A 26,775-nucleotide genomic window follows, 5' to 3' on the forward strand; every position below is an offset into this window, starting at 1 on the left:
CTAGTTTTCTGCCCAACCCCAATCGCGGCCCATCCAATTCTTGTACACAAAATCAGCAAAAAGGAAAAGCCAGCGTTTTCCATAACTTAGAAAAATACAGACAAATCAATTATATACCCATTAAGTGGTAGGTGAAGTTGTCATTGATTTGCATCAATAAGCCTGATGGCTGAATCGTTAAGGTAGGCGGTAATAGAAAAGAAATCGAGGCAAAAATGAGCAAAGTCAGAATCGCTATCATCGGTAACGGCATGGTTGGCCATCGCTTTATCGAAGAGCTTCTCGATAAGGCGCCTGCCGGACAGTTCGACATTACCGTGTTCTGTGAAGAACCGCGTATCGCCTACGACCGTGTCCACCTGTCGTCTTATTTCTCCCACCATACCGCAGAAGAGCTGTCGCTGGTGCGCGAAGGTTTCTATGAGAAACACGGCGTCAAGGTGCTGGTCGGCGAACGGGCGATCACCATCAACCGCCAGGAGAAGGTGATCCACTCCAGCGCCGGGCGCACCGTGTTCTACGACAAGCTGATTATGGCGACCGGCTCATACCCCTGGATCCCGCCGATTAAAGGCGCGGAAACTCAGGATTGCTTCGTTTATCGCACCATTGAAGATCTTAACGCGATTGAATCCTGCGCCCGTCGCAGCAAACGCGGCGCGGTGGTCGGCGGTGGCCTGCTAGGCCTGGAAGCCGCAGGCGCCCTGAAAAACCTCGGCGTGGAAACCCACGTGATCGAGTTCGCGCCGATGCTGATGGCCGAGCAGCTCGACCAGATGGGCGGCGAGCAGCTGCGGCGCAAAATTGAAAGCATGGGCGTGAAAGTTCACACCAGTAAAAATACCAAAGAGATCGTCCAGCAGGGCACCGAGGCGCGTAAAACCATGCACTTCGCCGACGGTAGCGAGCTGCAGGTCGATTTCATCGTCTTCTCAACCGGGATCCGCCCGCGCGATAAGCTGGCCACCCAGTGCGGGCTGGCGGTCGCCCAGCGCGGCGGCATCATGGTCAACGATAGCTGCCAGACCTCCGACCCGGACATCTACGCCATCGGGGAATGCGCCAGCTGGAACAACCGCGTGTATGGCCTCGTCGCCCCGGGTTATAAAATGGCCCAGGTGGCCGTCGACCATCTCCTCGGCAGTGAAAACAGCTTCACCGGCGCCGACCTCAGCGCCAAGCTGAAGCTGCTGGGTGTGGACGTGGGTGGGATCGGCGATGCCCACGGCCGTACGCCGGGCGCCCGCAGCTACGTCTATCTCGACGAAAGCAAAGAAGTTTATAAGCGCCTGATCGTCAGCGCCGACAATAAAACGCTGCTCGGCGCGGTGCTGGTCGGTGACACCAGCGACTATGGCAATCTGCTGCAACTGGTGCTCAACGCTATCGAGCTGCCGGAAAATCCGGATTCGCTGATCCTTCCGGCCCACGCCGGCAGCGGCAAGCCGTCGATCGGCGTCGATAAACTGCCGGACAGCGCGCAGATCTGCTCCTGCTTTGACGTCAGTAAAGGCGACCTGATCGCCGCCATCAACAAAGGCTGCCACACCGTCGCGGCGCTGAAAGCGGAAACCAAAGCCGGAACCGGCTGCGGGGGTTGTATCCCTCTGGTGACGCAGGTGCTCAATGCCGAACTGGCGAAACAGGGCATCGAGGTCAACAACAACCTGTGCGAACACTTCGCTTACTCCCGCCAGGAGCTGTTCCACCTGATCCGCGTGGAAGGCATTAAAACCTTCGACGAACTACTGGAAAAACACGGTCAGGGTTATGGCTGCGAGATCTGTAAGCCGACCGTCGGCTCTCTGCTGGCCTCCTGCTGGAATGAGTACATCCTCAAACCGCAGCACACGCCGCTACAGGACACCAACGACAACTTCCTTGCCAACATTCAGAAAGATGGCACCTACTCGGTGATCCCGCGCTCCGCTGGCGGCGAAATCACGCCGGAAGGGCTGGTCGCCGTGGGCCGTATCGCGCGTGAATTCAATCTCTACACCAAAATCACCGGCTCCCAGCGCATCGGCCTGTTTGGCGCGCAGAAAGACGACCTGCCGGAGATCTGGCGTCAGCTGATTGAAGCGGGCTTCGAAACCGGCCACGCCTACGCCAAAGCGCTGCGGATGGCGAAAACCTGCGTCGGTAGCACCTGGTGCCGCTACGGGGTCGGCGACAGCGTCGGCTTCGGCGTGGAACTGGAAAACCGCTACAAAGGCATCCGCACCCCGCACAAGATGAAGTTCGGCGTCTCCGGCTGCACCCGCGAATGTGCGGAGGCCCAGGGCAAAGACGTGGGGATCATCGCCACCGAGAAAGGCTGGAACCTGTACGTGTGCGGTAATGGCGGGATGAAGCCGCGCCACGCCGATCTGCTGGCCGCGGACCTTGATCGCGAGACGCTGATTAAGTATCTCGACCGCTTTATGATGTTCTACATCCGCACCGCCGATAAGCTGACCCGCACCGCGCCGTGGCTGGACAACATGGAAGGCGGCATCGACTATCTGCGCAGCGTCATCATCGATGACAAGCTGGGCCTGAACGACCATCTGGAAGAGGAGCTGGCTCGCCTGCGCGCCGCCTTCGCCTGCGAGTGGACCGAAACCGTCAACAACCCGGCGGCGCAGACCCGCTTCAAACACTTTATCAACAGCGACCAGCGCGACCCGAACGTACAGGTGGTGCCGGAACGTGACCAGCACCGCCCGGCCACGCCGTATGAGCGCATCCCGGTCACGCTGGTGGAGGAAAACGTATGAGCCAGTGGGTAAACATCTGCAAAATTGACGACATCCTGCCGGCCACCGGCGTCTGCGCGCTGCTCGGCCAGCAGCAGGTGGCAGTCTTCCGTCCCTACCAGGACGACAGGGTATTCGCCATCAGCAACATTGACCCGTTCTTCAACGCCAGCGTGCTGTCTCGCGGGATTATCGCCGAACATGACGGCGCGCTATGGGTTGCCAGCCCGCTGAAAAAGCAGCGCTTCCGCCTGAGCGACGGCCTGTGCATGGAAGATGCCAGCCACTCCATCGCCCGCTTCGACGCCCGGGTGAAAGACGGCCAGGTGCAGCTTAAAGCGTAAGTCCTCTTCCTCCCCCCGGCTACGGGGGGAGACATAAGCAACACTTCTGACCGACAACGCATGAGTGCGGGATAAGTCGCATGTTTTGTATTACCTTTGCTGCTATTCTACGACCACGCATTTTCTACCCCTTATTTTCATGAGGTTATTCTGTGGATCACTTACCCATATTCTGCCAGTTACGCCATCGCGATTGTTTACTGGTTGGCGGCGGGGATGTCGCCGAACGCAAGGCCCGCCTGCTACTGGATGCCGGCGCGAACGTCACGGTCAATGCGCTCGACTTCACCCCCCAGTTTCAGGTGTGGGCCGATTCACAGATGCTAACCCTGGTGCAGGGGGAGTTTACCCCCTCGCTGCTGGACACCTGCTGGCTGGCCATTGCCGCTACCGATAATGAGACGGTGAACCAGCAGGTCAGCGATGCGGCCGAAGCGCGGCGTATCTTCTGTAACGTGGTGGATGCCCCGCGTCAGGCCAGCTTTATTATGCCATCCATCATTGACCGCTCGCCGCTGATGGTCGCCGTCTCTTCGGGCGGGACATCGCCAGTGCTGGCGCGCCTGCTGCGCGAGAAGCTGGAGTCAGTCTTACCCCTGCATCTTGGCCAGCTGGCCCGCTATGCCGGCCATCTGCGCGCGCGCGTTAAGCAGCAGTTTGCCAGCGTGGGCGAACGTCGCCGCTTCTGGGAGAAGCTGTTTGTGAACGACCGGCTGGCGCAGTCGCTGGCCAATGACGATCGGCAGGCGGTGGCGGATACCACCGAGCAGCTGCTGACGGAGCCGTTGGAGCATCGCGGCGAGGTCGTCCTGGTTGGCGCCGGCCCCGGTGACGCCGGGCTGCTCACGCTCAAAGGTCTGCAGCAGATCCAGCAGGCCGACGTGGTGGTTTATGACCGGCTGGTTTCCGACGACATCATGAATCTGGTGCGTCGCGACGCTGACCGGGTGTTCGTCGGCAAACGTTCTGGCTACCACTGCGTCCCGCAGGAGGAGATCAACCAGATCCTGCTGCGTGAAGCGCAAAAAGGAAAACGCGTGGTCCGGCTGAAAGGCGGCGATCCCTTTATCTTTGGCCGCGGAGGGGAAGAGCTGGAAACCCTCTGTGAGGCGGGCATCCCCTTCTCCGTTGTTCCAGGCATCACCGCCGCCTCCGGCTGCTCCGCCTACTCGGGGATCCCGTTAACACACCGCGATTTCGCCCAGGGCGTCCGCCTGGTCACCGGCCACCTGAAAACCGGCGGCGAGCTGGACTGGGCGAACCTGGCGGTGGAGAAGCAAACCCTGGTGTTCTACATGGGTCTGAACCAGGCGCCGGCGATCCGCGAGAAGCTCATTGCTCACGGCATGGCTGAAGATATGCCCGCCGCCATCGTCGAGAACGGCACCGCCGTGTCGCAAAAAGTGGTCAGCGGCACCTTAGGGCAACTGGATATCCTGGCGCAGCAGATGGCTAGTCCGGCGCTGATCATCGTCGGTCGCGTGGTTGGCCTGCGGGATAAACTGAACTGGTTCTCGAACCACTAACCTTCGCCTCCCCACATGGACGACAGACATAAAAAAAGCGGGATAATATCCCGCCTTTTTAGCTGTTGCGTCGCTTACGGCCTGGCGACAAAACCAATCGCTTCGTATACCGCTTTCAGGGTCTGAGAAGCGCGCGCGCTGGCTTTCTCTGCGCCGTCTTTCATTACCTGGTTGAGAAACGCTTCGTCGTTACGGAAACGATGATAGCGCTCCTGCAGCTCGGTCAGCATACCCGACACCGCTTCAGCGACTTCACCTTTCAGGTGGCCATACATTTTGCCTTCAAAATGCTGCTCCAGCTCAGGAATGGTTTTCCCGGTGACCGCGGAGAGGATATCCAGCAGGTTGGAGACACCCGCTTTTTCTTTCAGGTCGTAGCGTACCACCGGCGGCTCGTCGGAGTCGGTCACCGCGCGTTTGATCTTCTTGACCACCGATTTCGGATCTTCCAGCAGGCCGATGACGTTGTTGCGGTTGTCGTCGGACTTGGACATCTTTCTGGTCGGCTCCAGCAGCGACATCACGCGTGCGCCGGACTTCGGAATAAACGGCTCAGGCACTTTAAAGACATCGCCATAGATGGCGTTAAAACGCTGGGCGATATCGCGGCTCAGCTCCAGGTGCTGTTTCTGATCTTCCCCTACCGGAACCTGGTTGGTCTGATACAGCAGAATGTCAGCGGCCATCAGTACCGGGTAATCAAACAGACCGGCGTTGATGTTCTCCGCGTAGCGCGCGGACTTGTCTTTAAACTGGGTCATGCGGCTCAGTTCGCCGAAATAGGTGTAGCAGTTCAGCGCCCAGCCTAACTGGGCGTGTTCCGGCACGTGCGACTGAACGAAGATAGTGCTTTTCTGCGGATCGATGCCGCAGGCCAGATACAGCGCCAGGGTATCCAGGGTCGCCTTGCGCAGCTGCTGCGGATCCTGGCGCACGGTAATGGCGTGTTGGTCCACGATGCAATAGATGCAGTGGTAATCGTCCTGCATGTTTACCCACTGACGCAGCGCACCCATGTAGTTGCCAATGGTCAGTTCACCTGAGGGCTGTGCGCCACTAAAAACGATGGGCTTAGTCATGTTTCAATTCCTGAGTTTCACTGTGCGGTAACCCGAGAGCGGGTAAGAGTTCATTAAACTGGTCGAAGAGATAGTCCGGCTCGCTCAGCGCAAGCGGTTCGCCATAGTTATAACCGTAGGTCAGGCCGACAGAGCAGCAGCCTGCCGCTTTGGCCGCCTGAATATCATTGCGCGAATCGCCGACGAACAGCAGCTCGGCAGGAGCCAGAGAGAGCTTTTCCGCTACCAGCAGCAGCGGTTCCGGATGCGGCTTTTTGTTCTGCACGTCATCGCCGCCAATCACCACGGTAAAATATTTCGCGATATCGAGCGCGTCCAGCAGCGGGGCGACAAACGGCGTCGGCTTATTGGTGACCAGCGCCAGCGGCAGGCCTTTGGCATGCAGCGCGCCGAGCGTATCGGCCACCGCCGGGAACAGGAAGCTACCCTCTTCCGCCGTTTCGGCGTAATAGCGGTCAAACAGTTTACGCAAAATGCGCAGCTGTTCGTCTTGCGGAATATCATGATCGTCGACGGAAGGCTTACCCATCGCCGCCCGTAACGTCGCACGCTCCTGACGAGCCCAGGTCAGCGCCCGCTCCATCAGGACATCGGCGCCGTTGCCGATCCAGGTGACAACGCGTTCTTCTCCCGCCACCGGCAACTCCAGGGCGTAGAGGGCGTTATCAACCGCCGAGGTTAGACCCGGCGCACTGTCCACCAGCGTACCGTCGAGATCAAACGCGATGCCGCGGATCGCCTGTAATTTATCCATGACTCACCTTCGCTAATTCACTACGCATTTGATCAATCACTTTCTTGTAGTCCGGCTGACCGAAGATCGCCGAACCGGCAACAAACATATCCGCACCCGCCGCGGCGATTTCGCCAATATTGCTGGCTTTCACGCCGCCATCCACTTCCAGGCGAATATCGTAGCCAGAAGCATCGATGCGCTGGCGTACTTCACGCAGTTTATCCAGCGTCTGGGGAATAAAGGACTGGCCGCCAAAGCCCGGGTTAACCGACATCAGCAGGATCACGTCCAGCTTATCCATCACGTAATCGAGGTAGCTCAGGGGCGTCGCCGGGTTAAACACCAGGCCCGCTTTACAGCCGTGCTCTTTAATCAGCTGCAGGCTGCGATCGACGTGTTCGGAGGCTTCAGGATGGAAGGTGATGATGCTGGCGCCGGCTTCGGCAAAATCAGGAATGATGCGGTCGACCGGCTTCACCATCAGGTGGACGTCGATTGGCGCGGTAATACCGTAATTGCGCAGCGACTTCAGCACCATCGGGCCAATCGTCAGATTCGGCACGTAGTGGTTGTCCATGACGTCGAAGTGCACGACATCCGCACCCGCCGCCAGCGCCTTCGCGGTATCCTCACCCAGACGGGCAAAATCAGCTGACAGAATCGAAGGGGCAATCAAATACTGCTTCATCCGCATCTCCTTGAAATTTATTTGGTCTTAGGCGGACGGTAGAGCGCTAACAGCTCATCCACCTTTTTACGCGTACCACCGTTGCTGCTGATGCTGCGCCGAACCTTCACAATATGTGTTTCTGCCGCGTTTTTATACCATTCCTGCGTCAACGGTGTGCGGTGGTTGGAAATCAGCACCGGGATCCGCTTTTTCATCAGCGATTCCGCCTTTTGCGCCAGCAGTACCTGTTGTTCCAGATTGAAGCTGTTGGTGTGGTAGGCGGTAAAGTTCGCCGTCGCCGTCAGCGGCGCATAGGGTGGATCGCAATATACCACCGCGCGGCTATCTGCACGTTGCATGCACTCTTCATACGATTCGCAGTAAAACTCGGCGTTTTGTGCTTTCTCGGCGAAATGATAGAGCTCTGCCTCGGGGAAATAGGGCTTTTTATAGCGGCCAAACGGCACATTAAACTCGCCGCGCAGATTGTAGCGACACAGGCCGTTGTAGCCGTGGCGATTCAGATACAGGAACAGCACCGCGCGACGCAGCGGATCCTGGCTTTGGTTGAATTCATCACGATACTGGTAGTAGCGCTCAGCGACGTTGTTTTCCGGGACAAACATCTCACGCGCAGCGGCGACGTATTCGTCGGTACGCAATTTAACGATGTTGTACAGGCCAATTAAGTCACTGTTGATATCCGCGAGGATATAACGAGAAAAGTCGGTATTGAGAAATACCGACCCGGCGCCCACAAAGGGCTCGATTAAGCACTCGCCTTCCGGCAAATGCTTTTTAATATCGTCAAGCAGGGGGTACTTCCCCCCTGCCCACTTCAGAAAAGCGCGATTCTTTTTCATGCTGCCTAACTAATTACACGTTCTCCGGCTGTGGAGAAAGCTCCGACAGCATCCTGCGCTTAAGACTACCCCACGGCATTATTTCAGGTCAGCCTGTACCTGATGCAGTGGTTTTGCCCATGGATTTTTCGCCTGCACGTCCGCTGGCAGCGAGGTGACAGCGCGTTTCGCTTCTTCTTTCGAAGCATAGATACCGCTCACCAGCACGTACCACGGTTGGCCGTTACGCGACGTTTCATAGACAACATATCTATCCAGCTTCTCTTTCTTCGCCCAGTTGTTCAGGTTGTCGTAGTTAGAGGAGCTGCTGAGCTGCAGGGTATAGTTACCCGACGGCGCAGATTTCATTGAGCTCACGTCACCTGCCGTTTTACCGCTCTTCGCGGCTGGCGCTGCCGTTGCGGCTGGCGCGGCAGTGGTGGTGGACGCTGTTGCTACCGGTTTGCTCTGCGCTGTTGCCACCGGTTTGCTTTCGGTTACGGTGGTTTTCGCCGGGGCGGTAGTCGCCGCGCTTTCAACATGCTTCGGCTGAACCGGCTTCGTTTCTACCGGCGCTTTTGCCACGGCCTGAGGCTTCGTCTGCGGCTTCGCTTCGATAACGGTGTGCTTACGCTCTGCCGGACGCGGCGTTGCAGCCGTCTGACGCTCGGTCGCCTGGCGCGGCGCCGCAGTGCTATTGGCGCCATTACGGATCGGCGCGACGGTTGCCGGTTCAGTTGGCAGCGTCGAGTTAGCCACGGCGCCGTCCAGCTGGCCCTGCTGCTGGGTCAGCGCATTGTTCAGATCGCCCTGAACTTCAATACGCTGCTGGCCCTGCGGCTCTGATACTGCCTGGCCCTGCGTCGGGTTCGCGGCAATAGGCGGAACCGTTACGTCCTGCTGTGGGGTGGTGTTGGCCGCAGCAGTCTGATCCTGACCGGCAGCAGGCGTGCTGGTGGACTGATCGTCAGACAAATTAATGCTCTTCTCGCCGGAAGCGGTCTGCTGGCTGGACGAGGATGGCGATTTCAGCGCAGAACCAATACCCACGATTAACAGCAGCAGCACCAGAATCCCCACGCCCATCATGATGTACTGACGGGAGGCAGGTTTGGCCGGCGCTTTTTTACGCTTGCGCGGACGACGCTCTACAGGCTGCTCTTCGAGCAGTTCCTCGTCTTCCGCATCCAGTTCTTCTTCGAACTCTTCCTCTTCACGCTCGCGACGGGCCTTACCGGCGCGCGTCGGACGGCCTTCATCGGCATCAAGATCGACGTCGTCAAAATTGATCTGCGGATCGGCATCACGCTCGGAAGACTGACGGGAACGACCAGCACGACGATCGTTGCGATCGGCTTTCATATCGTCTTCTGGTTTGAAATCATCCATTTAACACCCCACTAAAAGGCTTATGCTCACGATTATTGCACATCACCCGAAATGATAACGCCGCGCGAACGCGGCCAGACCTTCTTATTGTTGCGCCTGCTGAGTATCAGCAATCGCGCCAAGAACCACATCATGCGGCACTCCGCCGCGCAGCTCGCTGCTTCCTATTGCGAGCGGGAGCACCAGCCGCATGTCGCCCGCCAGTACTTTTTTATCGCGCATCATATGGGGCAAATACGCCTGCGCACTCATCTCCTGCGGGCCGCGTACCGGTAAGCCTGCACGCTTGAGCAGATCGATAATGCGCTGTGTATCCTGCGCGCGGAACTGCCCCAGCCGTTCGGACGTATGCGCCGCCATCACCATACCTGCCGCCACCGCTTCGCCGTGCAGCCAGTTACCGTAGCCCATTTCCGCCTCGATAGCATGGCCGAAGGTATGTCCAAGATTGAGTAAAGCACGTAACCCGGTTTCACGCTCGTCGGCAGCCACAACTTCCGCTTTCAGCTCACAGCAACGGCGAATACAGTACGCCATCGCTTTTTCATCCAGCGCCAGCAGCGCATCAATGTTGTTTTCCAGCCAGCTGAAGAATTCGCCGTCGAGGATCACACCGTACTTGATGACCTCAGCCAGTCCGGAAGCGAGTTCACGCGCCGGGAGGGTCTTCAGACAGTTAAGATCAACCACCACCGAAACCGGCTGCCAGAAGGCGCCAATCATATTTTTGCCGAGAGGATGGTTCACTGCGGTTTTGCCGCCGACCGACGAATCGACCTGTGACAGCAGAGTGGTAGGGACCTGGATAAAACGCACCCCGCGCTGATAGCTTGCCGCGGCGAAACCGGTTAAATCACCAATTACGCCACCGCCAAGCGCCACCAGCGTGGTGTCGCGGCCATGCGGTTTTTGCAACAGCGCGGTAAAAACAGTATCCATCACCGCCAGGCTTTTATACTGCTCGCCATCGGGCAGGATCACGCTGTCAACGTTGACCCCTGCCTGCTCCAGCACAGAGCGGACGGTATCCAGATAAAGCGGCGCCAGCGTTTCGTTGGTGACCAGCATAGCCTGGTCGCCCGACTTGAGTGGCAGGAAGGAAGCTGGATCGTTAAACAAACCAGCCGCGATGGTAATCGGGTAACTACGTTCCCCGAGGGTAACAGTAAGCCTCTCCATAACGCGACGTCCACCTCAGTGACTTTTACTCTGACGCACTTTTATTAAGCCAGAATCAATTGCTTTCCAGCATATGAATAATCTGGTTCGCGACGACTTTCGCACTCTGATCGTCTGTGCGGATAGTCACATCGGCGATCTCTTCATACAGCGGGTTACGCTCGTCAGCCAGCGCTTCCAGCACTTCACGAGGCGGCGCATCGACTTGTAGCAAAGGACGCTTTTTATCGCGCTGCGTACGGGCCAACTGCTTCTCGATTGTCGTTTCCAGGTAGACCACCACGCCGCGGGCGGAGAGACGGTTACGCGTTTCACGGGATTTTACAGAGCCGCCGCCAGTCGCCAGCACAATCCCCTGTTTTTCCGTCAACTCATTGATAATTTTTTCTTCACGGTCGCGGAAGCCTTCTTCGCCTTCAACATCGAAGACCCAGCCCACATCAGCGCCAGTGCGTTTCTCAATTTCTTGATCGGAATCGTAAAATTCCATGTTGAGCTGTTGGGCTAACTGGCGCCCAATAGTGCTTTTGCCGGCACCCATAGGCCCAACCAGAAAGATATTGCGTTTCTCTGCCATTTTTTCGGTACTACTAAGACTATTCGTTAATGATAAACCCGCTTCGCAGACACCCAGCGCCGCAGGGCATGAACTGAAACCTCATATGCAATAGAGCGAGAGTCAGACTAAAAATTATCTCAATACTCCGGCTGGTTTGGCAACTGAATAAAATCGCCGGACAATAAAGGGAGGATTGATGTCGTACCCGACTCTCAAATCGGTACCCCTTGTATGCTAAATCCGTCCTCACGTCAAACACCTGAAACGTGTTTAGCATGAAAAACCTGCTTAACGTACCGCCAGAATCCGTGGCGTAATAAAGACAACCAGTTCACGGCGTTCATTATCTTTCCCGTCGCGACGAAACAGACGCCCCAGCACCGGGATATCGCCAAGCAGCGGGACGCTGTCACGGGCGGTTTTGTTTTTCTGCGAAAAGATGCCGCCCAACGCTAACGTCTCGCCGCTGCGAACTTCCACCAGGGTCTCTATCTCTTGTTTATCGATGGCCAGCGCCTCGCCATTATCCTGCTTCAGCACCTGACCCGGCGTATTTTCGCTGATCCTCAGCTTCAGCCGCACTCTCCCCTGCTGCAGCACCGTCGGCGTCACCTCCATGCCCAGCACGGCCTCTTTAAACTCCACCGACGTGGCGCCGCTTTCACCGCTGGAAACCTGATAGGGGATCTCGCTCCCCTGCTTGATGCTGGCGGGCTGCATATGCGAGGCCAGCAAACGAGGGCTGGCGATAATATCGACCTGCTGCTTGCGCTCCAGCGCGGAAAGTTCCAGTTCGAGTAAGCGACCGTTAATCTTGCCGATGTTAAACCCCGCACGGGTGCTGGCATCGTTCACCGACACATCGCTGCTCAGGGTGGTGATTTGTCCTGATCCCGGCGAGCCTCCGGCCTCCGCCAGCCGCCACTTCACCCCCAGCTCGCGAAGACTGGTTTCGCTCATCGACACGATATGAGCGGCCAACTCCACCTGTCCGACGGGCAGATCCATCTCCTGCGCCCAGTCTTTCAATGCCGGCAGATGCCGGGCATCATCGCGGATCAGCAGCCGGTTGGTCCGTTTGTCCGCCATCAGGTGCCCCCTGGCGCTAAGCAACTTACCGCCCGTTTTAGCCAGCTCCTCGGCATCGGCATAGTGCAGGGTCACGTTCTCGGCCTGCAGGGGCAGGTTCTGCAGGCGTTTCTCCTGTTCCGCTTCACGCTGCGCCTGATTCGCCTTTTGCCAGGCCTGGGTATGCGCGTAGATGACCGTCCCCTGCTGTTGCAAAGAGAGGCCTGCGCTATCCGCCACCGCCCGCAGCGCCTGGGTCCAGGGGACCGTTTGCAGATGCAGGGAGAGCGTACCGCTAACGTCCGGCGCCACAACAAGGTTCTTGTGGTTCATTTCGGCCAGTGCTTGCAGCACATGAGCCACCGGCGCGTCATCAACCACCAGCGAAATTGTCTTTTCATTTCGGGCGGCGCCCGCCGCCAGCGGCAGCAGCAGAAGCAGTAGGCTTATCCATCGCATCATATTGTTTCCCTTCACGTTGCCAGCGCCACGCTGGCGGTTCACACCCCGCAGGCGTGACGATCTCCAGCTCGCCGGTCGTCAGCCGGCTCACCCGCCAGCCCGTGGGCAATTGATCATCCATGCGCACCCGCCGCCATTTGCCGCTCCCGTCCTGCAGAAACCCCGTCCAGCCTGCGCCATCCCCGGCCGCGCCGCCATAGCGCCATTGTGATAACTGCGCCGTGCGGCAGGGATCCTCTACCGGCTGAAAAGGATCGCGCTCGGCCGCCAGCAGCGACAGCGGCAGCCACAGTAAAGCCCAGCGTTTACGTCCCATCTTCCGCCTCCAGTTGCAAACGCAGGCGGAGCACCTGCGCCTCACGCTCCAGCGAGAACGATCGCGGGTTCATCCCGCAGCGCGCCAGCCAGGAAAAAAACGCGGGCAGCGTCTGCCAGGGCAGGGTCAGCTCCATCTCGCCCCCGCTTCCCTGAGGTCGCCAGGCGATAAGCTTCACCCCGGCAAGCGGAATGGCTATCGGCGAAAACGGCTGCTTGTCGATGCGCCCTCCGGGTGTTTCACCGGCAGGCATGCGCAATGCCATCACCCGGCGCCACTGCGTTTGCAGGACGGGGTCGCGGGACACTGCCGCCAGCGGCGGCCCGGCAGCGCACCAGAGCGTAACGCCGAAGCCCAGCCCCCCCATCGCGAGCAGGGTCAGCAGCACCGCCTGGCTGCGCCGGCTGCTAATCCACATCGGCACGCTCTTCTGCAAGGGTAAAACTGAACTGCCAGCGTCCCTCGGCGTCGCGCTGCGTTCCGCCCGCTTTTGCCGGCGCGAATCCCGCCACATTGGTCAGAATGCGCTCCAGTCCGGCCAGCGCCTGAAGGTTGAGGGCCAGGCCATTCACGGTCAGAACCGCGCCCTGGTAATCCAGCCGCGTCAGCCACGCCTGCGCGGGCAGATCTGCCGCCAGCGCCAGCAGCCTGGGTTGCCAGGCGGCGATCGCCGCTCTACGCCGTTGCTGTTGACGATGACGCTGGTGCTGCTGCCACGCCTCGCGCATTGGAAGCTCGCGCTGTTTAAGCGAGGCGAGCAACTGCGCGTCGGCCGTCGCGTGGAGTGTCGCCAGGGCGAGATGCTGCAGACGGACCGTGCGACATACCTGCAGGATCATCAATCCCAGCAGCATAATGCCGGTAGCAATCAGCAGGATGAAGCGCAGGCGCTGGCGCCGCCGCAGGTCGCGCCAGGGGAGAAGATTAACGGCATGCGTCATGGTGTTCACTCCCCAGCGCCAGCCCAAGGGCGATAGCGTAGCGATCGCCATCGACCGGCAGAGGAGGCTGCCGGCGGTGAATGACCTGCCAGACATCTAAGTTGCTGGCCTCGTCGCCAGCGTCAGCGCACAGACGCAAAGGAACCTGAAGCTGCTCCGCCAGCTGGCTTAACGACTTCACCTCATCGCAGGTGACACAACCCCAGGCCTCCTGCGTCGCCCATAGCCAGTGATTTTCATCCCGCCACGCGAGGCCCTGCGACTGCGGGTTCAGCAAGGGGACAAACGCGCCGAGCGCGCTGGCATCCGGCACGATGGCCGCTACCCGCAGTCGTAGCCGTCCTGCCAGCGCCCGCAGGACATTGATGTCCAGCCGCTGCGCCGCCGTGACCTGCCAACCGTCATCCCGCGAGGTGGGAGCATAATCAATGCTTAAGGAGGCGGCGGGCATCGCCAGTTGCTGGGTCATCGCGCTGGCTATCCACGTCGCCTGTTCACGATCCCGCAGGGCGAACTGGGGATAAGGCAGGCGCTTTTGCAGCGTGCGAACGGCGGGGAAAGCGATACTGACCTGATGCTGCACCGGTAGCTCCCGCCGCCAGGCGCTAAGCTGTGCGCCAAGGGCGCTGACGTCCACCACCATCCCCTGCCGTACCAGGCCTGGCGGCAGCGGAATACGCCACCAGCGGCGCAGCGCCCAGTGTGAGCGTTCATGCAATAGCGCGACAATGGCGATGCTATCCTGCTGGATATGCATCCCGATCCGCCAGTTTCTGAAAGCCATGCTTACGATCTCCTTATCCGGCAAAACTGTCCGGCTATATCAATGCACCTGGCTTGCCTTTATACTACCGCGCGTTTGTTTATAAACTGCCCAAATAAAACTAAATGGGAAAACACCGGTGAAGTTCGTAAAGTATCTATTGATCCTTGCAGTCTGTTGCGTACTGCTGGGAGCAGGCTCGATTTTTGGCCTCTACAAATACATAGAGCCGCAACTCCCCGACGTCGCAACCCTGAAGGATGTGCGTTTGCAGATCCCGATGCAGGTCTATAGCGCCGACGGTGAGCTTATTGCGCAATATGGCGAAAAACGCCGAATCCCTGTGACGCTGCAGCAAATTCCCCCCGAGCTGGTGAAAGCGTTTATCGCCACTGAAGACAGCCGTTTCTATGAGCATCACGGCGTCGATCCGGTGGGTATTTTCCGCGCCGCCAGCGTGGCGATGTTTTCAGGCCATGCCTCCCAGGGCGCCAGCACCATCACCCAGCAGTTAGCACGTAACTTCTTCCTCAGCCCCGAGAAGACGTTGATGCGTAAGATTAAAGAGGCCTTTCTGGCTATCCGCATCGAGCAGTTGCTGAACAAAGATGAAATCCTTGAGCTGTATCTGAACAAGATCTACCTCGGCTACCGCGCCTATGGCGTCGGCGCCGCGGCGCAGGTCTATTTTGGCAAACCTATCGACCAGTTGACCCTGAGTGAGATGGCGGTGATTGCCGGTCTGCCGAAAGCGCCTTCTACCTTTAACCCACTCTATTCCATGGATCGCGCGACCGCCCGTCGCAACGTGGTGCTGTCGCGTATGTTGAGCGAGGGGTACATCACCCAGGCGCAATATGATGAGGCGCGCAGCGAAGCGATCGACGCCAGCTATCACGCGCCGAAAATCGCTTTCTCCGCCCCTTACCTGAGCGAAATGGTGCGCCAGGAGATGGTGAATCGCTACGGCGAGCAGGCCTATGAAGATGGCTACCGGGTTTACACCACCATTACTCGCAAGAATCAGCAGGCAGCCCAGCAGGCGGTACGCAATAACGTGCTGGATTACGATATGCGTCACGGCTACCGCGGCCCGGCCAGCGTGCTGTGGAAAGTCGGTGAAACGCCGTGGGAGACGAAGAAAATCATCGACTCGCTGAAGCGTCAGTCTGGCTACGGCCCGCTTTTCCCGGCGGTGGTCACTTCCGCGAATGCCCAGGAGGCCGTCGCGCTGTTGGCTAACGGCGACTCGGTTTCTCTGACGATGGACGGCGTGCGCTGGGCCCGGCGCTTTATCTCGGATACGCAGCAGGGGGCGACCCCGCGTAAAGTCAACGACGTCCTGCAGGCCGGGCAGCAGATCTGGGTTCGTAAAGTGGCTGACGGCTGGTGGCTGTCACAGGTCCCGGACGTCAACTCAGCGCTGGTCTCCATTAATCCGCAAAACGGCGCGATTATTGCTCTCGTCGGCGGGTTTGACTTTAACCAGAGCAAGTTCAACCGCGCCACTCAGGCGCTGCGTCAGGTCGGCTCCAACATTAAGCCGTTCCTCTATACCGCCGCGATGGATAAAGGCTTAACGCTGGCCAGTATGCTCAACGATGTGCCGATCTCGCGCTGGGACGCAGGCGCAGGATCCGACTGGCGGCCGAAGAACTCGCCGCCGCAGTATGCCGGTCCGATTCGTTTACGCCAGGGGCTTGGACAGTCGAAAAACGTGGTGATGGTGCGCGCTATGCGCGCCATGGGCGTTGACTATGCCGCCGAGTATCTGCAGCGCTTTGGCTTCCCGGCGCAAAACATTGTCCACACAGAATCGCTGGCCCTGGGCTCCGCCTCCTTTACGCCCCTGCAGGTTGCCCGCGGATATTCGGTGATGGCCAACGGCGGCTTCCTGGTCAACCCGTTCTTTATCAGTAAGATTGAGAATGATCAGGGCGGCGTTCTCTTCGAAGAACGTCCGAAAATCGCCTGCCCGCAGTGTGATTTACCGGTCATTTACGGTGATACGCCAAAATCCAACGTGCTGGAAAATAAAGATGTGGAAGATGTCGCCACCTCGACGGAACCGCAGAACGGCAACGTGCCGCCACAGCCGCAGCTGGAGCAGGCCAACCAGTCGCTGGTTGCACAGAGCGGCGCCCAGGAATACGCGCCGCATGTGATTAACACGCCGCTGTCGTTCCTGATAAAAAGCGCACTGAACAGCAACATCTTTGGCGAACCGGGCTGGATGGGAACCGGCTGGCGTGCCGGACGCGATCTGCAGCGGCATGACATCGGCGGGAAAACCGGGACCACCAACAGCTCGAAGGATGCCTGGTTCTCAGGCTACGGCCCAGGTGTAGTGACTTCGGTATGGATCGGCTTTGACGATCATCGTCGCGATCTTGGCCGCACCACCGCCTCCGGGGCGATTAAAGATCAGATCTCCGGTTATGAGGGGGGTGCTAAAAGTGCCCAGCCGGCCTGGGACAGCTTTATGAAGAGCGTGCTGGAAGGAGTGCCGGAAGAGCCGTTAACCCCGCCGCCGGGGATCGTCACGGTGAATATCGACCGCAGCACTGGTCAGCTGGCTAACGGGGGCAACAGCCGCGCGGAATACTTCATTGAAGGAACCCAGCCCACGCAGCAGGCGGTCCATGAGGTGGGCACCACCCTGACTGACGGCGGTGGTGAAACCCACGAACTGTTCTGACAAAAAAAGCGCCTGCGGGCGCTTTTTTATTGCTGCTAACGGCGCGCTTTCTCTCAGAGCCGGCCCTGAGCCAGCAGCCACTCGCGCACTAAAAACAGCGCGCTGACGTTACGGGCTTCGTTAAAATCTTCTTCATCCAGCAGCGACATCAGCTGCGCCAGCGGCCAGCGCACCTGCGGCAGCGGCTCAGGTTCATCGCCCGGCAGTGACTCAGGATAGAGGTCTTCCGCCACCAGGATATTCATTTTGCTGGAGAAGTAAGAGGGGGCCATACTGAGCTTCTTCAGAAACGTCAGCTTATTGGCGCCAAAGCCAACCTCTTCTTTCAGCTCGCGATTCGCTGCTTCATCCACGGTTTCACCCGGGTCAATCAACCCTTTGGAGAAACCCAGCTCGTAGGATTCCGTGCCGACGGCATACTCGCGAATCAAAATAATGTGATCATCAACAATCGGCACAATCATCACCGCTTCACGGGTGGATGGCCGCATACGTTCATAAACGCGACGCACACCGTTGCTGAATTCCAGATCGACGCTTTCGACATTAAAGAGGCGCGAACGGGCGACAGTTTCAACATTGAGAATGGTGGGTTTTTGTAATGATTTGCTCATTGTCATCGGTCTATGCTGTGATTAAGCAGTCATTGTGCGATACGCAACACGCTTTCGGCAATCCAAATCGCTACTTATTTACAGAGTTGTAACCTTTTACCGGCAAAGGGGAAAGTAATAAAGATAAAAAAGTCAATAGCTTGAATTCTGTTTGAGAATTTACCGATTTCTGCGCATTAACGTTTTTGGTAAGCTTATACGTTGCTGCATGACATATTCACTACCCTGTAACCAGGTGCGCCACTAACACTGCAGCTTGACGTTAGTCTTCACGTTCACCGACGATATCGTAAGAAAAAAATAACTATGATGGGATGGGCATGGGCACCTTTCTGATTTTCCTTACAGCTCTGCTAATCTGCGTATTGCTCATCGGATGGTGGTACCGGTCTCACGCCAGACGCCGACGCCTTCCTCTACTGCACGCCTTTAGCGACGCCACTACGCGGCCGCTTCCTGCCGATGAGCGTCAGGCTATCGAAAAGTATCTTGCGGAGCTCAGTCGCACCCTGCAGGTCCCGGCGTCCGGCGCAACGACCGCGCCCGTCGCTTTGGCGCTGAATGAACAGAGTGATACGGTCTACGCGGTGACGCGAGCCATCACTCGCTACGGGATCACTACCGACGCGCCGAATAAATGGCGCTACTTTCTCGATTCGGTGGAAGTCCATCTGCCGCCGTTCTGGGAACAGCATATCAACGACGAAAACAGCGTTGAGCTGATCCCCACCGACAGCCTGCCGCTGGTTATCACCCTTAACGGACATAGCCTGAGCGACTATCGTCAGGAGGCGCAAAGCTACGCCCTGGAACGCGCATCGGCCACCCAGGCCTCCATTCGCGGCGAAGAGAGCGAACAGGTAGAGCTACGGCAGATCCGTCGGGAAAGTCGGGAAGAACACGCCCTCAACCGGCCGGATGGGCTGCGCGAAGCGATCCTGATCGTCGCCTCCTTTCTGTTCTTTTATTTCAGCCTGATTGGGCCAGCCGTTTTTACCCCCTGGCTGGTGGCCGCGGGGGTACTGCTTCTCGCCGCTGGCGTGGGGGGGATCTATGCCCCGCCGCGCCGCGCCGCGTTGCGCGAAATCCACTGCCTGCGTGGCGTTCCCAAGCGCTGGGGACTGTTTGGCGAAAACGATCAAGAACATATCAATAATATCTCGCTGGGCATTATCGATCTTATCTATCCGCGCCACTGGCAGCCATGGATCGCCCAGGACCTGGGACAGCAGACCGATATTGATATCTATCTCAACCGTCACGTGGCCCGCCAGGGACGCTACCTGTCGCTCCATGATGAAGTGAAAAACTTCCCGCTACAGTACTGGCTGCGCAGCGCGATTATCGCCGCCGGCGCGCTGGTAGTGGTGATCATGCTGTGGGTCAGCGTACCGCTAAATATGCCGTTTAAGTTCACCCTGTCGTGGTTGAAGGGCGCCCAGACGATTGAAGCGACTACCGTCGACCAGCTGGCGAAAGCCCATGTGCGCATTGGCGATACGCTGCGTCTGACAGGCACCGGGATGTGTAATATCCGCACGCCGGGTAGCTGGTCGGCCAAAGAGGATTCGCCGTTCCTGCCTTTCGATTGTTCACAGATTGTATGGAACGACGCCCCTCCTCTGCCGCTGCCGGAGTCTGATATTGTCAGCAAAGCGACCGCCCTGATGCAGTCCGTCCAGCGCCAGCTGCACCCGGAAACCGACGATGACTCCCGCGTCAGCCCGGCGCTGCGCTCCGCGATTCAGAAATCAGGCATGGTGCTGCTGGATGATTTCGGCGATATCGTCCTGAAAACCAACGATCTCTGCTCGGCAAAGGATGACTGCCTGCGCCTGAAGAATGCGCTGGTCAACCTCGGAAATACCCGTAACTGGGAGGCGCTGACCAAGCGCGCCACCGCCGGAAAACTGGACGGCGTGAACGTGCTGCTGCGCCCGGTCAGCGCGGAGTCGCTGGAGAATCTGGTGACCACTTCCACCGCCCCCTTTGTAATGCGTGAAACTTCGCGAGCCGCGCAGGCGCTAAACAGCCCGGCGCCCGGCGGTTTCTTGATCGCCAGCGATGAAGGCAGCGTGCTGGTCAATCAGCCGTGGCCGGCGGTGAGCCTGTATGATTATCCGGCACATGAGCAGTGGAGCGAGCTGCGGCGACTGGCCGGTATGCTCATGCATACCCCTTTCCACGCCGAAGGGATCGTCACCAATCTGTTTACCGACGCCAACGGCACCCAGCATATCAATCTGCACCGCATCCCCGACCGCAGCGGACTGTGGCGCTATCTGGGCATTACGCTGCTGCTGTTGTCGATGCTGGGATGCATGGCTTACCACGGCATACAGGCGCTGCGTCGTTATCAACGCCATCGCCAGCGTATGGAAGAGATTCAGAAATATTACGAAAGCTGCCTGAACCCGGTACTGCTCCCCGCGTCTGACCCGCAAGATTAATTTTCCCGGCGACAGGGTATGATACCCTGTCGCCCATTTTCTGCTCGCTGGAGAGTCATCATGCATTTTGATATCGCCTGGCAGGAGGTCGATACCGTTCTGCTGGATATGGACGGCACGCTCCTGGACCTCGCTTTCGACAACTATTTCTGGCAAACGCTGGTGCCTGAAACCTGGGGAGCCGCCCGCGGCCTCAATCTGCAGGAGGCGAAAGACGCCATGCGCCAGGAGTATCACGCCGTGCAGCATACGCTAAACTGGTACTGTCTGGATTACTGGAGCGAGCGCCTGGGTTTGGATATTTGTGCGATGACCAGCGAACAGGGTCCGCGCGCCACGCTGCGCGAGGATACGGTGCCGTTCCTTGATGCGCTCAAGGCCTGCGGTAAGCGACGCATTCTGTTGACCAATGCCCATCCCCACAATCTGGCGGTGAAGCTCAAACACACCGGCCTGGATGCGCACCTTGATTTATTACTTTCCACCCACACATTTGGTTATCCGAAAGAGGATCAGCGCCTGTGGCGCGCCGTGGCGGAGGAGACTGGCCTTGAGGCCCATAAAACGCTGTTTGTCGACGACAGCGAGGCGATTCTGGATGCCGCGAGGGAATTTGGCATTCGTTACTGCCTGGGCATTACCAATCCCGACTCCGGGCTGGCGGAAAAGCAGTATCTGCGCCACCCAGGATTGAATGATTACCGGCGACTGATCCCTTCGCTTACCCCGAAGGAGAGGCGATGAAAGAGAAGCCCAGCGAAACCGTCAGACTGGACAAATGGCTTTGGGCCGCCCGCTTTTACAAGACCCGCGCGCTGGCGCGGGAGATGATTGAAGGCGGCAAGGTGCATTACAACGGACAACGCAGCAAACCCGGGAAAATTGTCGAGCTGGACGCCATGCTGACGCTGCGCCAGGGCAATGACGAGCGTACGGTACGGATTGTCGGTATTACCGAACAGCGCCGCCCGGCAAGTGAAGCCGTCGCCCTGTATGAAGAGACGGCGGAAAGTATCGAGAAGCGTGAAAAAGTGGCCCTGGCGCGCAAAATGAACGCCCTGACCATGCCGCACCCTGACAGACGTCCGGACAAGAAAGAGCGCCGCGACCTGATGAGATTTAAACACGGCGAGAGTGAGTAACTCGCGCCAGAAAGAGAGATGATTATGACTCAACACGATCAATTACATCGTTATCTGTTTGAAAACTATGCCGTACGCGGCGAGCTGGTGACGGTGTCGGAAACCCTGGAACAGATTCTGGCGAATCACACCTATCCACAGCCGGTGAAAACGGTGCTGGCGGAGCTGCTGGTCGCCACCAGCCTGCTGACCGCGACGCTGAAGTTTGCTGGTGATATTACCGTTCAGCTGCAGGGCGATGGCCCTTTACAGCTGGCGGTGATCAACGGCAATAACCAGCAGCAGTTGCGCGGCGTCGCGCGCGTGCAGGGCGATATTGCGGACGATGCGGATCTGAAAACGATGGTCGGCAACGGCTATCTGGTCATTACCATCTCCCCGAAAGAGGGTGAACGTTATCAGGGTGTGGTCGGTCTGGAAGGCGATACGCTGGCCGCCTGCCTGGAAGATTACTTCCAGCGTTCAGAGCAGCTGCCGACGCGCCTCATCATTCGCACCGGGGAACATGAAGGTCAGCCGATGGCCGGTGGGATGCTGCTGCAGGTGATGCCGGCGCAGGATACCCAGACGACCGACTTCGAGCACCTGGCGACGCTCACCGAGACCATCAAGGCGGAAGAGCTGTTCACCCTGCCGGCGAACGATGTGCTGTGGCGCCTGTACCATGAGGAAGAGGTCACGGTCTACGAGCCGCAGAGCGTCGAGTTCAAATGTACGTGTTCTCGTGAACGCTGCGCTGGCGCGCTGAAGACCCTGCCGGATGAAGAGATAGATAGCATCCTCGCCGATGAAGGCGAGATTGATATGCACTGCGACTACTGCGGTAACCACTATATCTTCAATGCCATGGATATTGCCGAGATCCGTAATAACGCCTCTCCGGCCGACCCACAGGTCCATTAATCCCCGCGTCTTCCACAGGTACAGGGTGGCGATGTTGTTCGTCGCCTTGTGCCTGACTTTTATTTATTCACGAGTTGAATCGATTTTCCCTGAAAGAGTTACGTAATTTTATTCCAGGAAAGCGATTACATTCACAATTCAGTAGTTTTTTTAATTACTTTTTAACCATTAATAAACATCTACCCCCAACATCCGTCCATTTCCTGAGATAATCCACTTCACTTCGTGACAGGAGTCACCGTTTTTTTCGTCATTCTGAGGAATGTCGAGATACGTAAATCTATGAGCCTGGTCGCGGTCAATACCCGGTAAGAAACCCTACAATTTACAGCAGTACATCTTGGCTAAGGAGCAGTGACATGCGCGTTAATCATGGTTTAACCCCGCAGGATCTCAAGGCTTATGGTATCAATGACGTTCAGGATATCGTCCACAACCCCAGCTACGATATGTTGTTTCAGGAAGAGCTCGACCCCAGCCTGGAAGGTTACGAACGTGGCGTATTAACCAGTCTGGGTGCTATCGCCGTCGACACGGGCATTTTTACCGGCCGTTCTCCGAAAGATAAGTATCTCGTTCGCGACGACACCACCCGCGATACCGTCTGGTGGTCCGATAAAGGCAAAGGTAAAAACGACAACAAGCCGCTTTCACAGGAAACCTGGCAGCATCTGAAAGGGCTGGTGACCCAGCAGTTGTCCGGTAAACGGCTGTTTATCGTCGACGCCTTCTGCGGCGCCAACGCCGATACCCGTCTCAGCGTGCGCTTTATTACCGAAGTGGCCTGGCAGGCGCACTTCGTTAAAAACATGTTCATCCGCCCGAGCGATGAAGAGCTGGCGGACTTCGAGCCCGACTTCATCGTGATGAACGGCGCGAAGTGCACCAACCCGCAGTGGAAAGAGCAAGGTCTGAACTCGGAAAACTTCATCGCCTTCAACCTCACCGAGCGCATCCAGCTGATCGGCGGCACCTGGTATGGTGGCGAAATGAAGAAAGGGATGTTCTCGATCATGAACTACCTGCTGCCCCTGAAGGGCATCGCCTCCATGCACTGCTCAGCCAACGTCGGCGAAAAAGGCGATGTCGCTATTTTCTTCGGCCTCTCAGGCACCGGCAAAACCACCCTCTCCACCGATCCAAAACGCCGCCTGATTGGCGATGATGAACATGGCTGGGATGACGACGGCGTGTTTAACTTCGAAGGGGGCTGCTACGCCAAGACCATCAAGCTCTCTGAAGCGGCCGAGCCGGATATCTATCACGCCATTCGCCGCAATGCTCTGCTGGAAAACGTGGTGGTGCGCGCCGATGGCACTATCGATTTCGATGACAGTTCGAAGACTGAAAACACCCGCGCCTCCTACCCCATCGACCATATCGACAACATTGTTAAACCGGTTTCCAAAGCGGGTCACGCCACCAAAGTGATCTTCCTGACGGCCGATGCGTTCGGCGTCCTGCCACCGGTCTCCCGCCTGACCGCCGATCAGACCCAGTACCATTTCCTGTCCGGGTTTACCGCCAAACTGGCCGGCACCGAACGCGGCGTGACCGAGCCCACGCCAACCTTCTCCGCCTGCTTTGGCGCCGCCTTCCTGTCGCTGCATCCGACACAGTACGCCGAAGTGCTGGTTAAACGTATGCAGGCGGCCGGCGCGCAGGCTTATCTGGTCAATACCGGCTGGAACGGCACCGGCAAGCGTATCTCGATTAAAGATACCCGCGCCATCATCGACGCCATCCTCAATGGCTCGCTGGACAACGCGGAGACCTTTACCCTGCCGATGTTTAACCTGCAGATCCCAACGGCGCTCCCGGGTGTGGATACCCAGATCCTCGATCCGCGCAGCACCTATGGTTCCCCGGAGCAGTGGCAGGAAAAAGCCGATCAGCTGGCGAAGCTGTTTATCGAGAACTTTGAGAAGTATACCGATACGCCAGCGGGCGCCGCGCTGGTGGCGGCAGGGCCGCAGCGCTAACGGGCGCAGAGGTGAAAAAGCCGGGCTTGCCCGGCTTTTTGTTGTGCAACGTCCTGATCGGCCAATCGCGGTCGCGATCAGCTCTCTTTGGCGGGTTTCATCGGCGCCAGCATCCGGTGCACCGGTAGCCAGGCGCGGATCAGTAATCCGCCGCGTTCGCTGGAGCCAATCTCCAGCCGGCCGTTGTGATTGTCGATAATACGCTGAACAATCGCCAGCCCCAGCCCGGTGCCGCTGGTACTGCGGGCGCTATCGCCGCGTACAAACGGCTGGAACAGATGTTCGCGCTGCTCAGGTTTGATCCCCGGCCCGTCATCTTCCACCTGGAACCAGGCCCGACTCGCTTCGCTGCCGCTGCTGACCTTGATCCAGCCATTGCCGTAGCGGGCCGCATTCACCACCATATTCGCCAGCGCACGCTTGATAGACAGGGGATGCATGCGTACCGGGATTTCACCGGCCTGCAGGGCAGTGGCGATCTCACGTTCATAGCCGCTCTCTGCGGCGATCACTTCCCCCAGCACCGCATTGAGGTCCGCCAGCTCCATCGGCATCTCCTGCCCGGTGCGCAGATAATCGATAAACTGCTCGATGATGGCGTTGCACTCTTCGATATCTTTGTTAATCGACTCCGCGAGATACCCGTCCTGCTCGCCCATCATCTCGGTGGCCAGACGAATGCGCGTCAGCGGAGTACGTAAATCGTGGCTGACCCCGGCCATCAGCAACGTACGGTCGTCAGCCAGCTGTTTCACGCCCGCGGCCATATGGTTAAAGGCGCGGGTCACAGAGCGCACCTCAGAGGCGCCATACTCTCGCAGCGGCGGCGGGATAATACCGCGCCCGACCTGCAGCGCCGCGTGTTCGAGATCTACCAGCGGACGGTTCTGAATACGGATAAACAGCCAGGCGCCGCCTATCGCCAACAGCATGATCGCCAGGGTATAGCGGAACAGCGGCGAGAAGTCGCCCTGATGGATCTCGGTCAGCGGTACCCGCACCCAGATATTGGGCGACAGCCAGGTCTTCAGCCACACCACGGGGGAGCTTTTATTGACCTCCACCCGCACCTCAGTGGGGCCGCCGAGCTGATGCGCCATCTGCTGGCTTAAGAATTCATAATGCTGCGCCCAGCGCAGCCCTGCGTCTTCCGCCGCTTCATTGGAATAGAGCGAAATCCCCAGCTCACGATAAATTTCACGACGAAACGCCGGGGGCACCACCAGCTGGGTGCCATCCTCCAGCTGCAGTTTGTCGGTCATCAGCATACGGACTTCGTAGGCCAATACTTTATTAAACTGCTGGAGACTCGGCAGGATCGCGAAATTCAGTACCACCAGATAGGTCGTCACCAGGCTGACGAACAGCAAGGTGACGATCAGGAGCAGCGTGCGAGCAAAGGAGCTGCGCGGCGAAAAGCGCACGCGTTTCATGCCTTAGAGCCGTCCGGGACGAAGACGTAGCCCAGACCCCAGACGGTCTGGATATAGCGCGGATGCGCCGGGTCCTCTTCCACCATGCGGCGCAGGCGGGAGATCTGAACGTCGATGGAGCGCTCCATCGCTGAATATTCGCGGCCGCGGGCGAGGTTCATCAGCTTATCGCGCGACAGCGGTTCGCGAGGATGACTCACCAGCGCCTTCAGGACCGCAAATTCGCCGCTGGTCAACGGCATCGGCTCGTCTTCACGGAACATCTCGCGGGTGCCCAGGTTCAGTTTGAATTTACCAAAGGCGATAACCGCCTCTTCCTGCGATGGCGCGCCCGGCAGTTCATTCGCCTGACGACGCAGCACCGCCCGAATACGGGCCAGCAGTTCACGCGGGTTAAACGGCTTCGGAATGTAGTCGTCAGCCCCGATTTCCAGGCCAACGATCCGGTCAACCTCTTCACCTTTCGCCGTCACCATAATGATCGGCATCGGGTTGCTCTGACTGCGCAGACGACGGCAAATCGAGAGACCATCTTCCCCAGGCAGCATCAGATCCAGCACCATCAGGTGGAAGGATTCACGGGTTAACAGACGATCCATCTGTTCGGCGTTCGCCACGCTACGAACCTGGAAGCCCTGCTCGGTCAGATAACGTTCGAGCAGCGCACGCAGGCGCATGTCGTCATCCACAACCAGAATCTTATAATTCTCTTGCATTGTTTGTACTCCCAAAGGTTCACTGCAATAGTCAGTGCGTATTCTCAAAAAAGCCCGGCGCGCTCACCAGCTAAATCTGGTATATATTCCAGGCTAAATTGTTACAAAGCATATTTAACAGCAGGTTAAGTATACATTTAATCATAAGACACAGTATTTATCCTGTCGGTATTATTACGCGCTACAAATTGTGCGCAACGACAGACTGTCAGAAGGTTGAACTCA

The 26,775-nt window shown here is 58.1% G+C and carries 24 protein-coding genes; 9 read left to right on the forward strand and 15 right to left on the reverse strand.

The window, feature by feature from the left end; genetic code table 11:
* Positions 1–215 precede the first annotated feature (215 nt).
* The 3 genes from nirB to cysG all read left to right on the forward strand — a co-directional run bounded on the left by nirB (position 216) and on the right by cysG (position 4,608).
* Positions 216–2,759, forward strand: a complete 2,544-nt coding sequence (gene nirB, locus HMPREF3142_RS16435) for a nitrite reductase large subunit NirB (RefSeq protein ID WP_008807025.1) — start codon at positions 216–218, stop codon at positions 2,757–2,759.
* Positions 2,756–3,082, forward strand: a complete 327-nt coding sequence (nirD, locus tag HMPREF3142_RS16440) for a nitrite reductase small subunit NirD (RefSeq protein ID WP_012540420.1) — start codon at positions 2,756–2,758, stop codon at positions 3,080–3,082. The genes nirB and nirD overlap by 4 nt, the downstream gene beginning before the upstream one ends.
* Positions 3,083–3,234: 152 nt before the next feature.
* Positions 3,235–4,608 (forward strand): siroheme synthase CysG, encoded by a 1,374-nt coding sequence (cysG, locus tag HMPREF3142_RS16445; RefSeq protein ID WP_064171486.1) that lies wholly within the window; start codon positions 3,235–3,237, stop codon positions 4,606–4,608.
* Between the two features lie 74 nt (positions 4,609–4,682).
* On the opposite strand, the gene trpS is transcribed toward cysG, so the two are convergent.
* The 12 genes from trpS to HMPREF3142_RS16505 all read right to left on the reverse strand — a co-directional run bounded on the left by trpS (position 4,683) and on the right by HMPREF3142_RS16505 (position 14,633).
* Positions 4,683–5,687 carry a tryptophan--tRNA ligase gene (trpS, locus tag HMPREF3142_RS16450; RefSeq protein WP_008807022.1) on the reverse strand — a complete coding sequence of 335 codons (1,005 nt, stop codon included), beginning with the start codon at positions 5,685–5,687 and terminating at the stop codon, positions 4,683–4,685.
* Positions 5,680–6,441 (reverse strand): phosphoglycolate phosphatase, encoded by a 762-nt coding sequence (gene gph, locus HMPREF3142_RS16455; protein WP_012540418.1) that lies wholly within the window; start codon positions 6,439–6,441, stop codon positions 5,680–5,682. The genes trpS and gph overlap by 8 nt, the downstream gene beginning before the upstream one ends.
* The gene (gene rpe / locus HMPREF3142_RS16460) at positions 6,434–7,111 is read right to left on the reverse strand and encodes a ribulose-phosphate 3-epimerase (RefSeq protein ID WP_004202179.1); all 678 of its coding nucleotides are present in this window, start codon (positions 7,109–7,111) and stop codon (positions 6,434–6,436) included. Before rpe ends, gph begins: the two co-directional genes overlap by 8 nt.
* A 17-nt stretch (positions 7,112–7,128) precedes the next feature.
* A complete protein-coding gene (gene dam, locus HMPREF3142_RS16465; protein ID WP_008807019.1) occupies positions 7,129–7,956 on the reverse strand; it encodes an adenine-specific DNA-methyltransferase in 828 nt (275 codons plus the stop codon).
* Between the two features lie 78 nt (positions 7,957–8,034).
* Positions 8,035–9,324, reverse strand: a complete 1,290-nt coding sequence (gene damX / locus HMPREF3142_RS16470; RefSeq protein ID WP_012967143.1) for a cell division protein DamX — start codon at positions 9,322–9,324, stop codon at positions 8,035–8,037.
* An 84-nt stretch (positions 9,325–9,408) separates the two neighbouring features.
* Positions 9,409–10,503, reverse strand: coding sequence for a 3-dehydroquinate synthase (aroB, locus tag HMPREF3142_RS16475; protein ID WP_008807017.1), 1,095 nt, complete (start codon positions 10,501–10,503; stop codon positions 9,409–9,411).
* Between the two features lie 55 nt (positions 10,504–10,558).
* The gene (gene aroK / locus HMPREF3142_RS16480) at positions 10,559–11,080 is read right to left on the reverse strand and encodes a shikimate kinase AroK (RefSeq protein WP_002920267.1); all 522 of its coding nucleotides are present in this window, start codon (positions 11,078–11,080) and stop codon (positions 10,559–10,561) included.
* Between the two features lie 270 nt (positions 11,081–11,350).
* Positions 11,351–12,592, reverse strand: coding sequence for a DNA uptake porin HofQ (hofQ, locus tag HMPREF3142_RS16485; RefSeq protein WP_070612232.1), 1,242 nt, complete (start codon positions 12,590–12,592; stop codon positions 11,351–11,353).
* A complete protein-coding gene (locus HMPREF3142_RS16490; RefSeq protein WP_040968923.1) occupies positions 12,528–12,908 on the reverse strand; it encodes a HofP DNA utilization family protein in 381 nt (126 codons plus the stop codon). Before HMPREF3142_RS16490 ends, hofQ begins: the two co-directional genes overlap by 65 nt.
* A complete protein-coding gene (locus HMPREF3142_RS16495) occupies positions 12,898–13,326 on the reverse strand; it encodes a HofO family protein (RefSeq protein ID WP_008807014.1) in 429 nt (142 codons plus the stop codon). Before HMPREF3142_RS16495 ends, HMPREF3142_RS16490 begins: the two co-directional genes overlap by 11 nt.
* The gene (locus HMPREF3142_RS16500; RefSeq protein WP_012540413.1) at positions 13,316–13,849 is read right to left on the reverse strand and encodes a PilN domain-containing protein; all 534 of its coding nucleotides are present in this window, start codon (positions 13,847–13,849) and stop codon (positions 13,316–13,318) included. The genes HMPREF3142_RS16495 and HMPREF3142_RS16500 overlap by 11 nt, the downstream gene beginning before the upstream one ends.
* Positions 13,833–14,633, reverse strand: a complete 801-nt coding sequence (locus HMPREF3142_RS16505) for a type IV pilus biogenesis protein PilM (protein WP_012967139.1) — start codon at positions 14,631–14,633, stop codon at positions 13,833–13,835. Before HMPREF3142_RS16505 ends, HMPREF3142_RS16500 begins: the two co-directional genes overlap by 17 nt.
* Before the next feature lie 118 nt (positions 14,634–14,751).
* Between HMPREF3142_RS16505 and mrcA the strand changes: the two genes are divergently transcribed.
* Positions 14,752–17,310 (forward strand): peptidoglycan glycosyltransferase/peptidoglycan DD-transpeptidase MrcA, encoded by a 2,559-nt coding sequence (mrcA, locus tag HMPREF3142_RS16510; protein ID WP_008807011.1) that lies wholly within the window; start codon positions 14,752–14,754, stop codon positions 17,308–17,310.
* 53 nt (positions 17,311–17,363) lie between these two features.
* On the opposite strand, the gene nudE is transcribed toward mrcA, so the two are convergent.
* Positions 17,364–17,924 (reverse strand): ADP compounds hydrolase NudE, encoded by a 561-nt coding sequence (nudE, locus tag HMPREF3142_RS16515; RefSeq protein WP_012967138.1) that lies wholly within the window; start codon positions 17,922–17,924, stop codon positions 17,364–17,366.
* A gap of 320 nt (positions 17,925–18,244) precedes the next feature.
* On the opposite strand from nudE, the gene HMPREF3142_RS16520 reads away from it, so the two are divergent.
* The 5 genes from HMPREF3142_RS16520 to pckA all read left to right on the forward strand — a co-directional run bounded on the left by HMPREF3142_RS16520 (position 18,245) and on the right by pckA (position 24,401).
* Positions 18,245–20,374 (forward strand): intracellular growth attenuator family protein, encoded by a 2,130-nt coding sequence (locus tag HMPREF3142_RS16520; protein ID WP_064323929.1) that lies wholly within the window; start codon positions 18,245–18,247, stop codon positions 20,372–20,374.
* A gap of 60 nt (positions 20,375–20,434) precedes the next feature.
* Positions 20,435–21,118, forward strand: coding sequence for a GMP/IMP nucleotidase (gene yrfG / locus HMPREF3142_RS16525; RefSeq protein WP_004181456.1), 684 nt, complete (start codon positions 20,435–20,437; stop codon positions 21,116–21,118).
* Entirely contained in the window at positions 21,115–21,516 is a 402-nt protein-coding gene (hslR, locus tag HMPREF3142_RS16530; protein ID WP_008807008.1) for a ribosome-associated heat shock protein Hsp15, read from the forward strand. The genes yrfG and hslR overlap by 4 nt, the downstream gene beginning before the upstream one ends.
* A gap of 18 nt (positions 21,517–21,534) precedes the next feature.
* A complete protein-coding gene (hslO, locus tag HMPREF3142_RS16535; protein WP_008807007.1) occupies positions 21,535–22,419 on the forward strand; it encodes an Hsp33 family molecular chaperone HslO in 885 nt (294 codons plus the stop codon).
* A gap of 359 nt (positions 22,420–22,778) precedes the next feature.
* Positions 22,779–24,401 carry a phosphoenolpyruvate carboxykinase (ATP) gene (gene pckA, locus HMPREF3142_RS16540; RefSeq protein WP_070612233.1) on the forward strand — a complete coding sequence of 541 codons (1,623 nt, stop codon included), beginning with the start codon at positions 22,779–22,781 and terminating at the stop codon, positions 24,399–24,401.
* Between the two features lie 77 nt (positions 24,402–24,478).
* On the opposite strand, the gene envZ is transcribed toward pckA, so the two are convergent.
* Both envZ and ompR read right to left on the reverse strand, forming a co-directional pair.
* On the reverse strand, positions 24,479–25,834 hold the full coding sequence (gene envZ / locus HMPREF3142_RS16545) for a two-component system sensor histidine kinase EnvZ (RefSeq protein WP_012540408.1): 1,356 nt from the start codon (positions 25,832–25,834) through the stop codon (positions 24,479–24,481).
* Complete coding sequence (ompR, locus tag HMPREF3142_RS16550) at positions 25,831–26,550, reverse strand: osmolarity response regulator transcription factor OmpR (RefSeq protein WP_001157751.1); 720 nt, start codon at positions 26,548–26,550, stop codon at positions 25,831–25,833. Before ompR ends, envZ begins: the two co-directional genes overlap by 4 nt.
* Positions 26,551–26,775: the final 225 nt, after the last annotated feature.

It is taken from the genome of Klebsiella sp. HMSC16C06, from assembly GCF_001808325.1.
Lineage (GTDB): Bacteria > Pseudomonadota > Gammaproteobacteria > Enterobacterales > Enterobacteriaceae > Klebsiella > Klebsiella variicola.

Coding starts and splice junctions, on each gene's coding strand:
- nirB (WP_008807025.1), top strand. CDS start 216: ATGAGCAAAGTCAGAATCGCTATCATCGGTAACGGCATGGTTGGCCAT.
- nirD (WP_012540420.1), top strand. CDS start 2,756: ATGAGCCAGTGGGTAAACATCTGCAAAATTGACGACATCCTGCCGGCC.
- trpS (WP_008807022.1), bottom strand. CDS start 5,687: ATGACTAAGCCCATCGTTTTTAGTGGCGCACAGCCCTCAGGTGAACTG.
- gph (WP_012540418.1), bottom strand. CDS start 6,441: ATGGATAAATTACAGGCGATCCGCGGCATCGCGTTTGATCTCGACGGT.
- rpe (WP_004202179.1), bottom strand. CDS start 7,111: ATGAAGCAGTATTTGATTGCCCCTTCGATTCTGTCAGCTGATTTTGCC.
- dam (WP_008807019.1), bottom strand. CDS start 7,956: ATGAAAAAGAATCGCGCTTTTCTGAAGTGGGCAGGGGGGAAGTACCCC.
- damX (WP_012967143.1), bottom strand. CDS start 9,324: ATGGATGATTTCAAACCAGAAGACGATATGAAAGCCGATCGCAACGAT.
- aroB (WP_008807017.1), bottom strand. CDS start 10,503: ATGGAGAGGCTTACTGTTACCCTCGGGGAACGTAGTTACCCGATTACC.
- aroK (WP_002920267.1), bottom strand. CDS start 11,080: ATGGCAGAGAAACGCAATATCTTTCTGGTTGGGCCTATGGGTGCCGGC.
- hofQ (WP_070612232.1), bottom strand. CDS start 12,592: ATGATGCGATGGATAAGCCTACTGCTTCTGCTGCTGCCGCTGGCGGCG.
- HMPREF3142_RS16490 (WP_040968923.1), bottom strand. CDS start 12,908: ATGGGACGTAAACGCTGGGCTTTACTGTGGCTGCCGCTGTCGCTGCTG.
- HMPREF3142_RS16495 (WP_008807014.1), bottom strand. CDS start 13,326: ATGTGGATTAGCAGCCGGCGCAGCCAGGCGGTGCTGCTGACCCTGCTC.
- HMPREF3142_RS16500 (WP_012540413.1), bottom strand. CDS start 13,849: ATGACGCATGCCGTTAATCTTCTCCCCTGGCGCGACCTGCGGCGGCGC.
- HMPREF3142_RS16505 (WP_012967139.1), bottom strand. CDS start 14,633: ATGGCTTTCAGAAACTGGCGGATCGGGATGCATATCCAGCAGGATAGC.
- nudE (WP_012967138.1), bottom strand. CDS start 17,924: ATGAGCAAATCATTACAAAAACCCACCATTCTCAATGTTGAAACTGTC.
- HMPREF3142_RS16520 (WP_064323929.1), top strand. CDS start 18,245: ATGGGCACCTTTCTGATTTTCCTTACAGCTCTGCTAATCTGCGTATTG.
- yrfG (WP_004181456.1), top strand. CDS start 20,435: ATGCATTTTGATATCGCCTGGCAGGAGGTCGATACCGTTCTGCTGGAT.
- hslR (WP_008807008.1), top strand. CDS start 21,115: ATGAAAGAGAAGCCCAGCGAAACCGTCAGACTGGACAAATGGCTTTGG.
- hslO (WP_008807007.1), top strand. CDS start 21,535: ATGATTATGACTCAACACGATCAATTACATCGTTATCTGTTTGAAAAC.
- pckA (WP_070612233.1), top strand. CDS start 22,779: ATGCGCGTTAATCATGGTTTAACCCCGCAGGATCTCAAGGCTTATGGT.
- envZ (WP_012540408.1), bottom strand. CDS start 25,834: ATGAAACGCGTGCGCTTTTCGCCGCGCAGCTCCTTTGCTCGCACGCTG.
- ompR (WP_001157751.1), bottom strand. CDS start 26,550: ATGCAAGAGAATTATAAGATTCTGGTTGTGGATGACGACATGCGCCTG.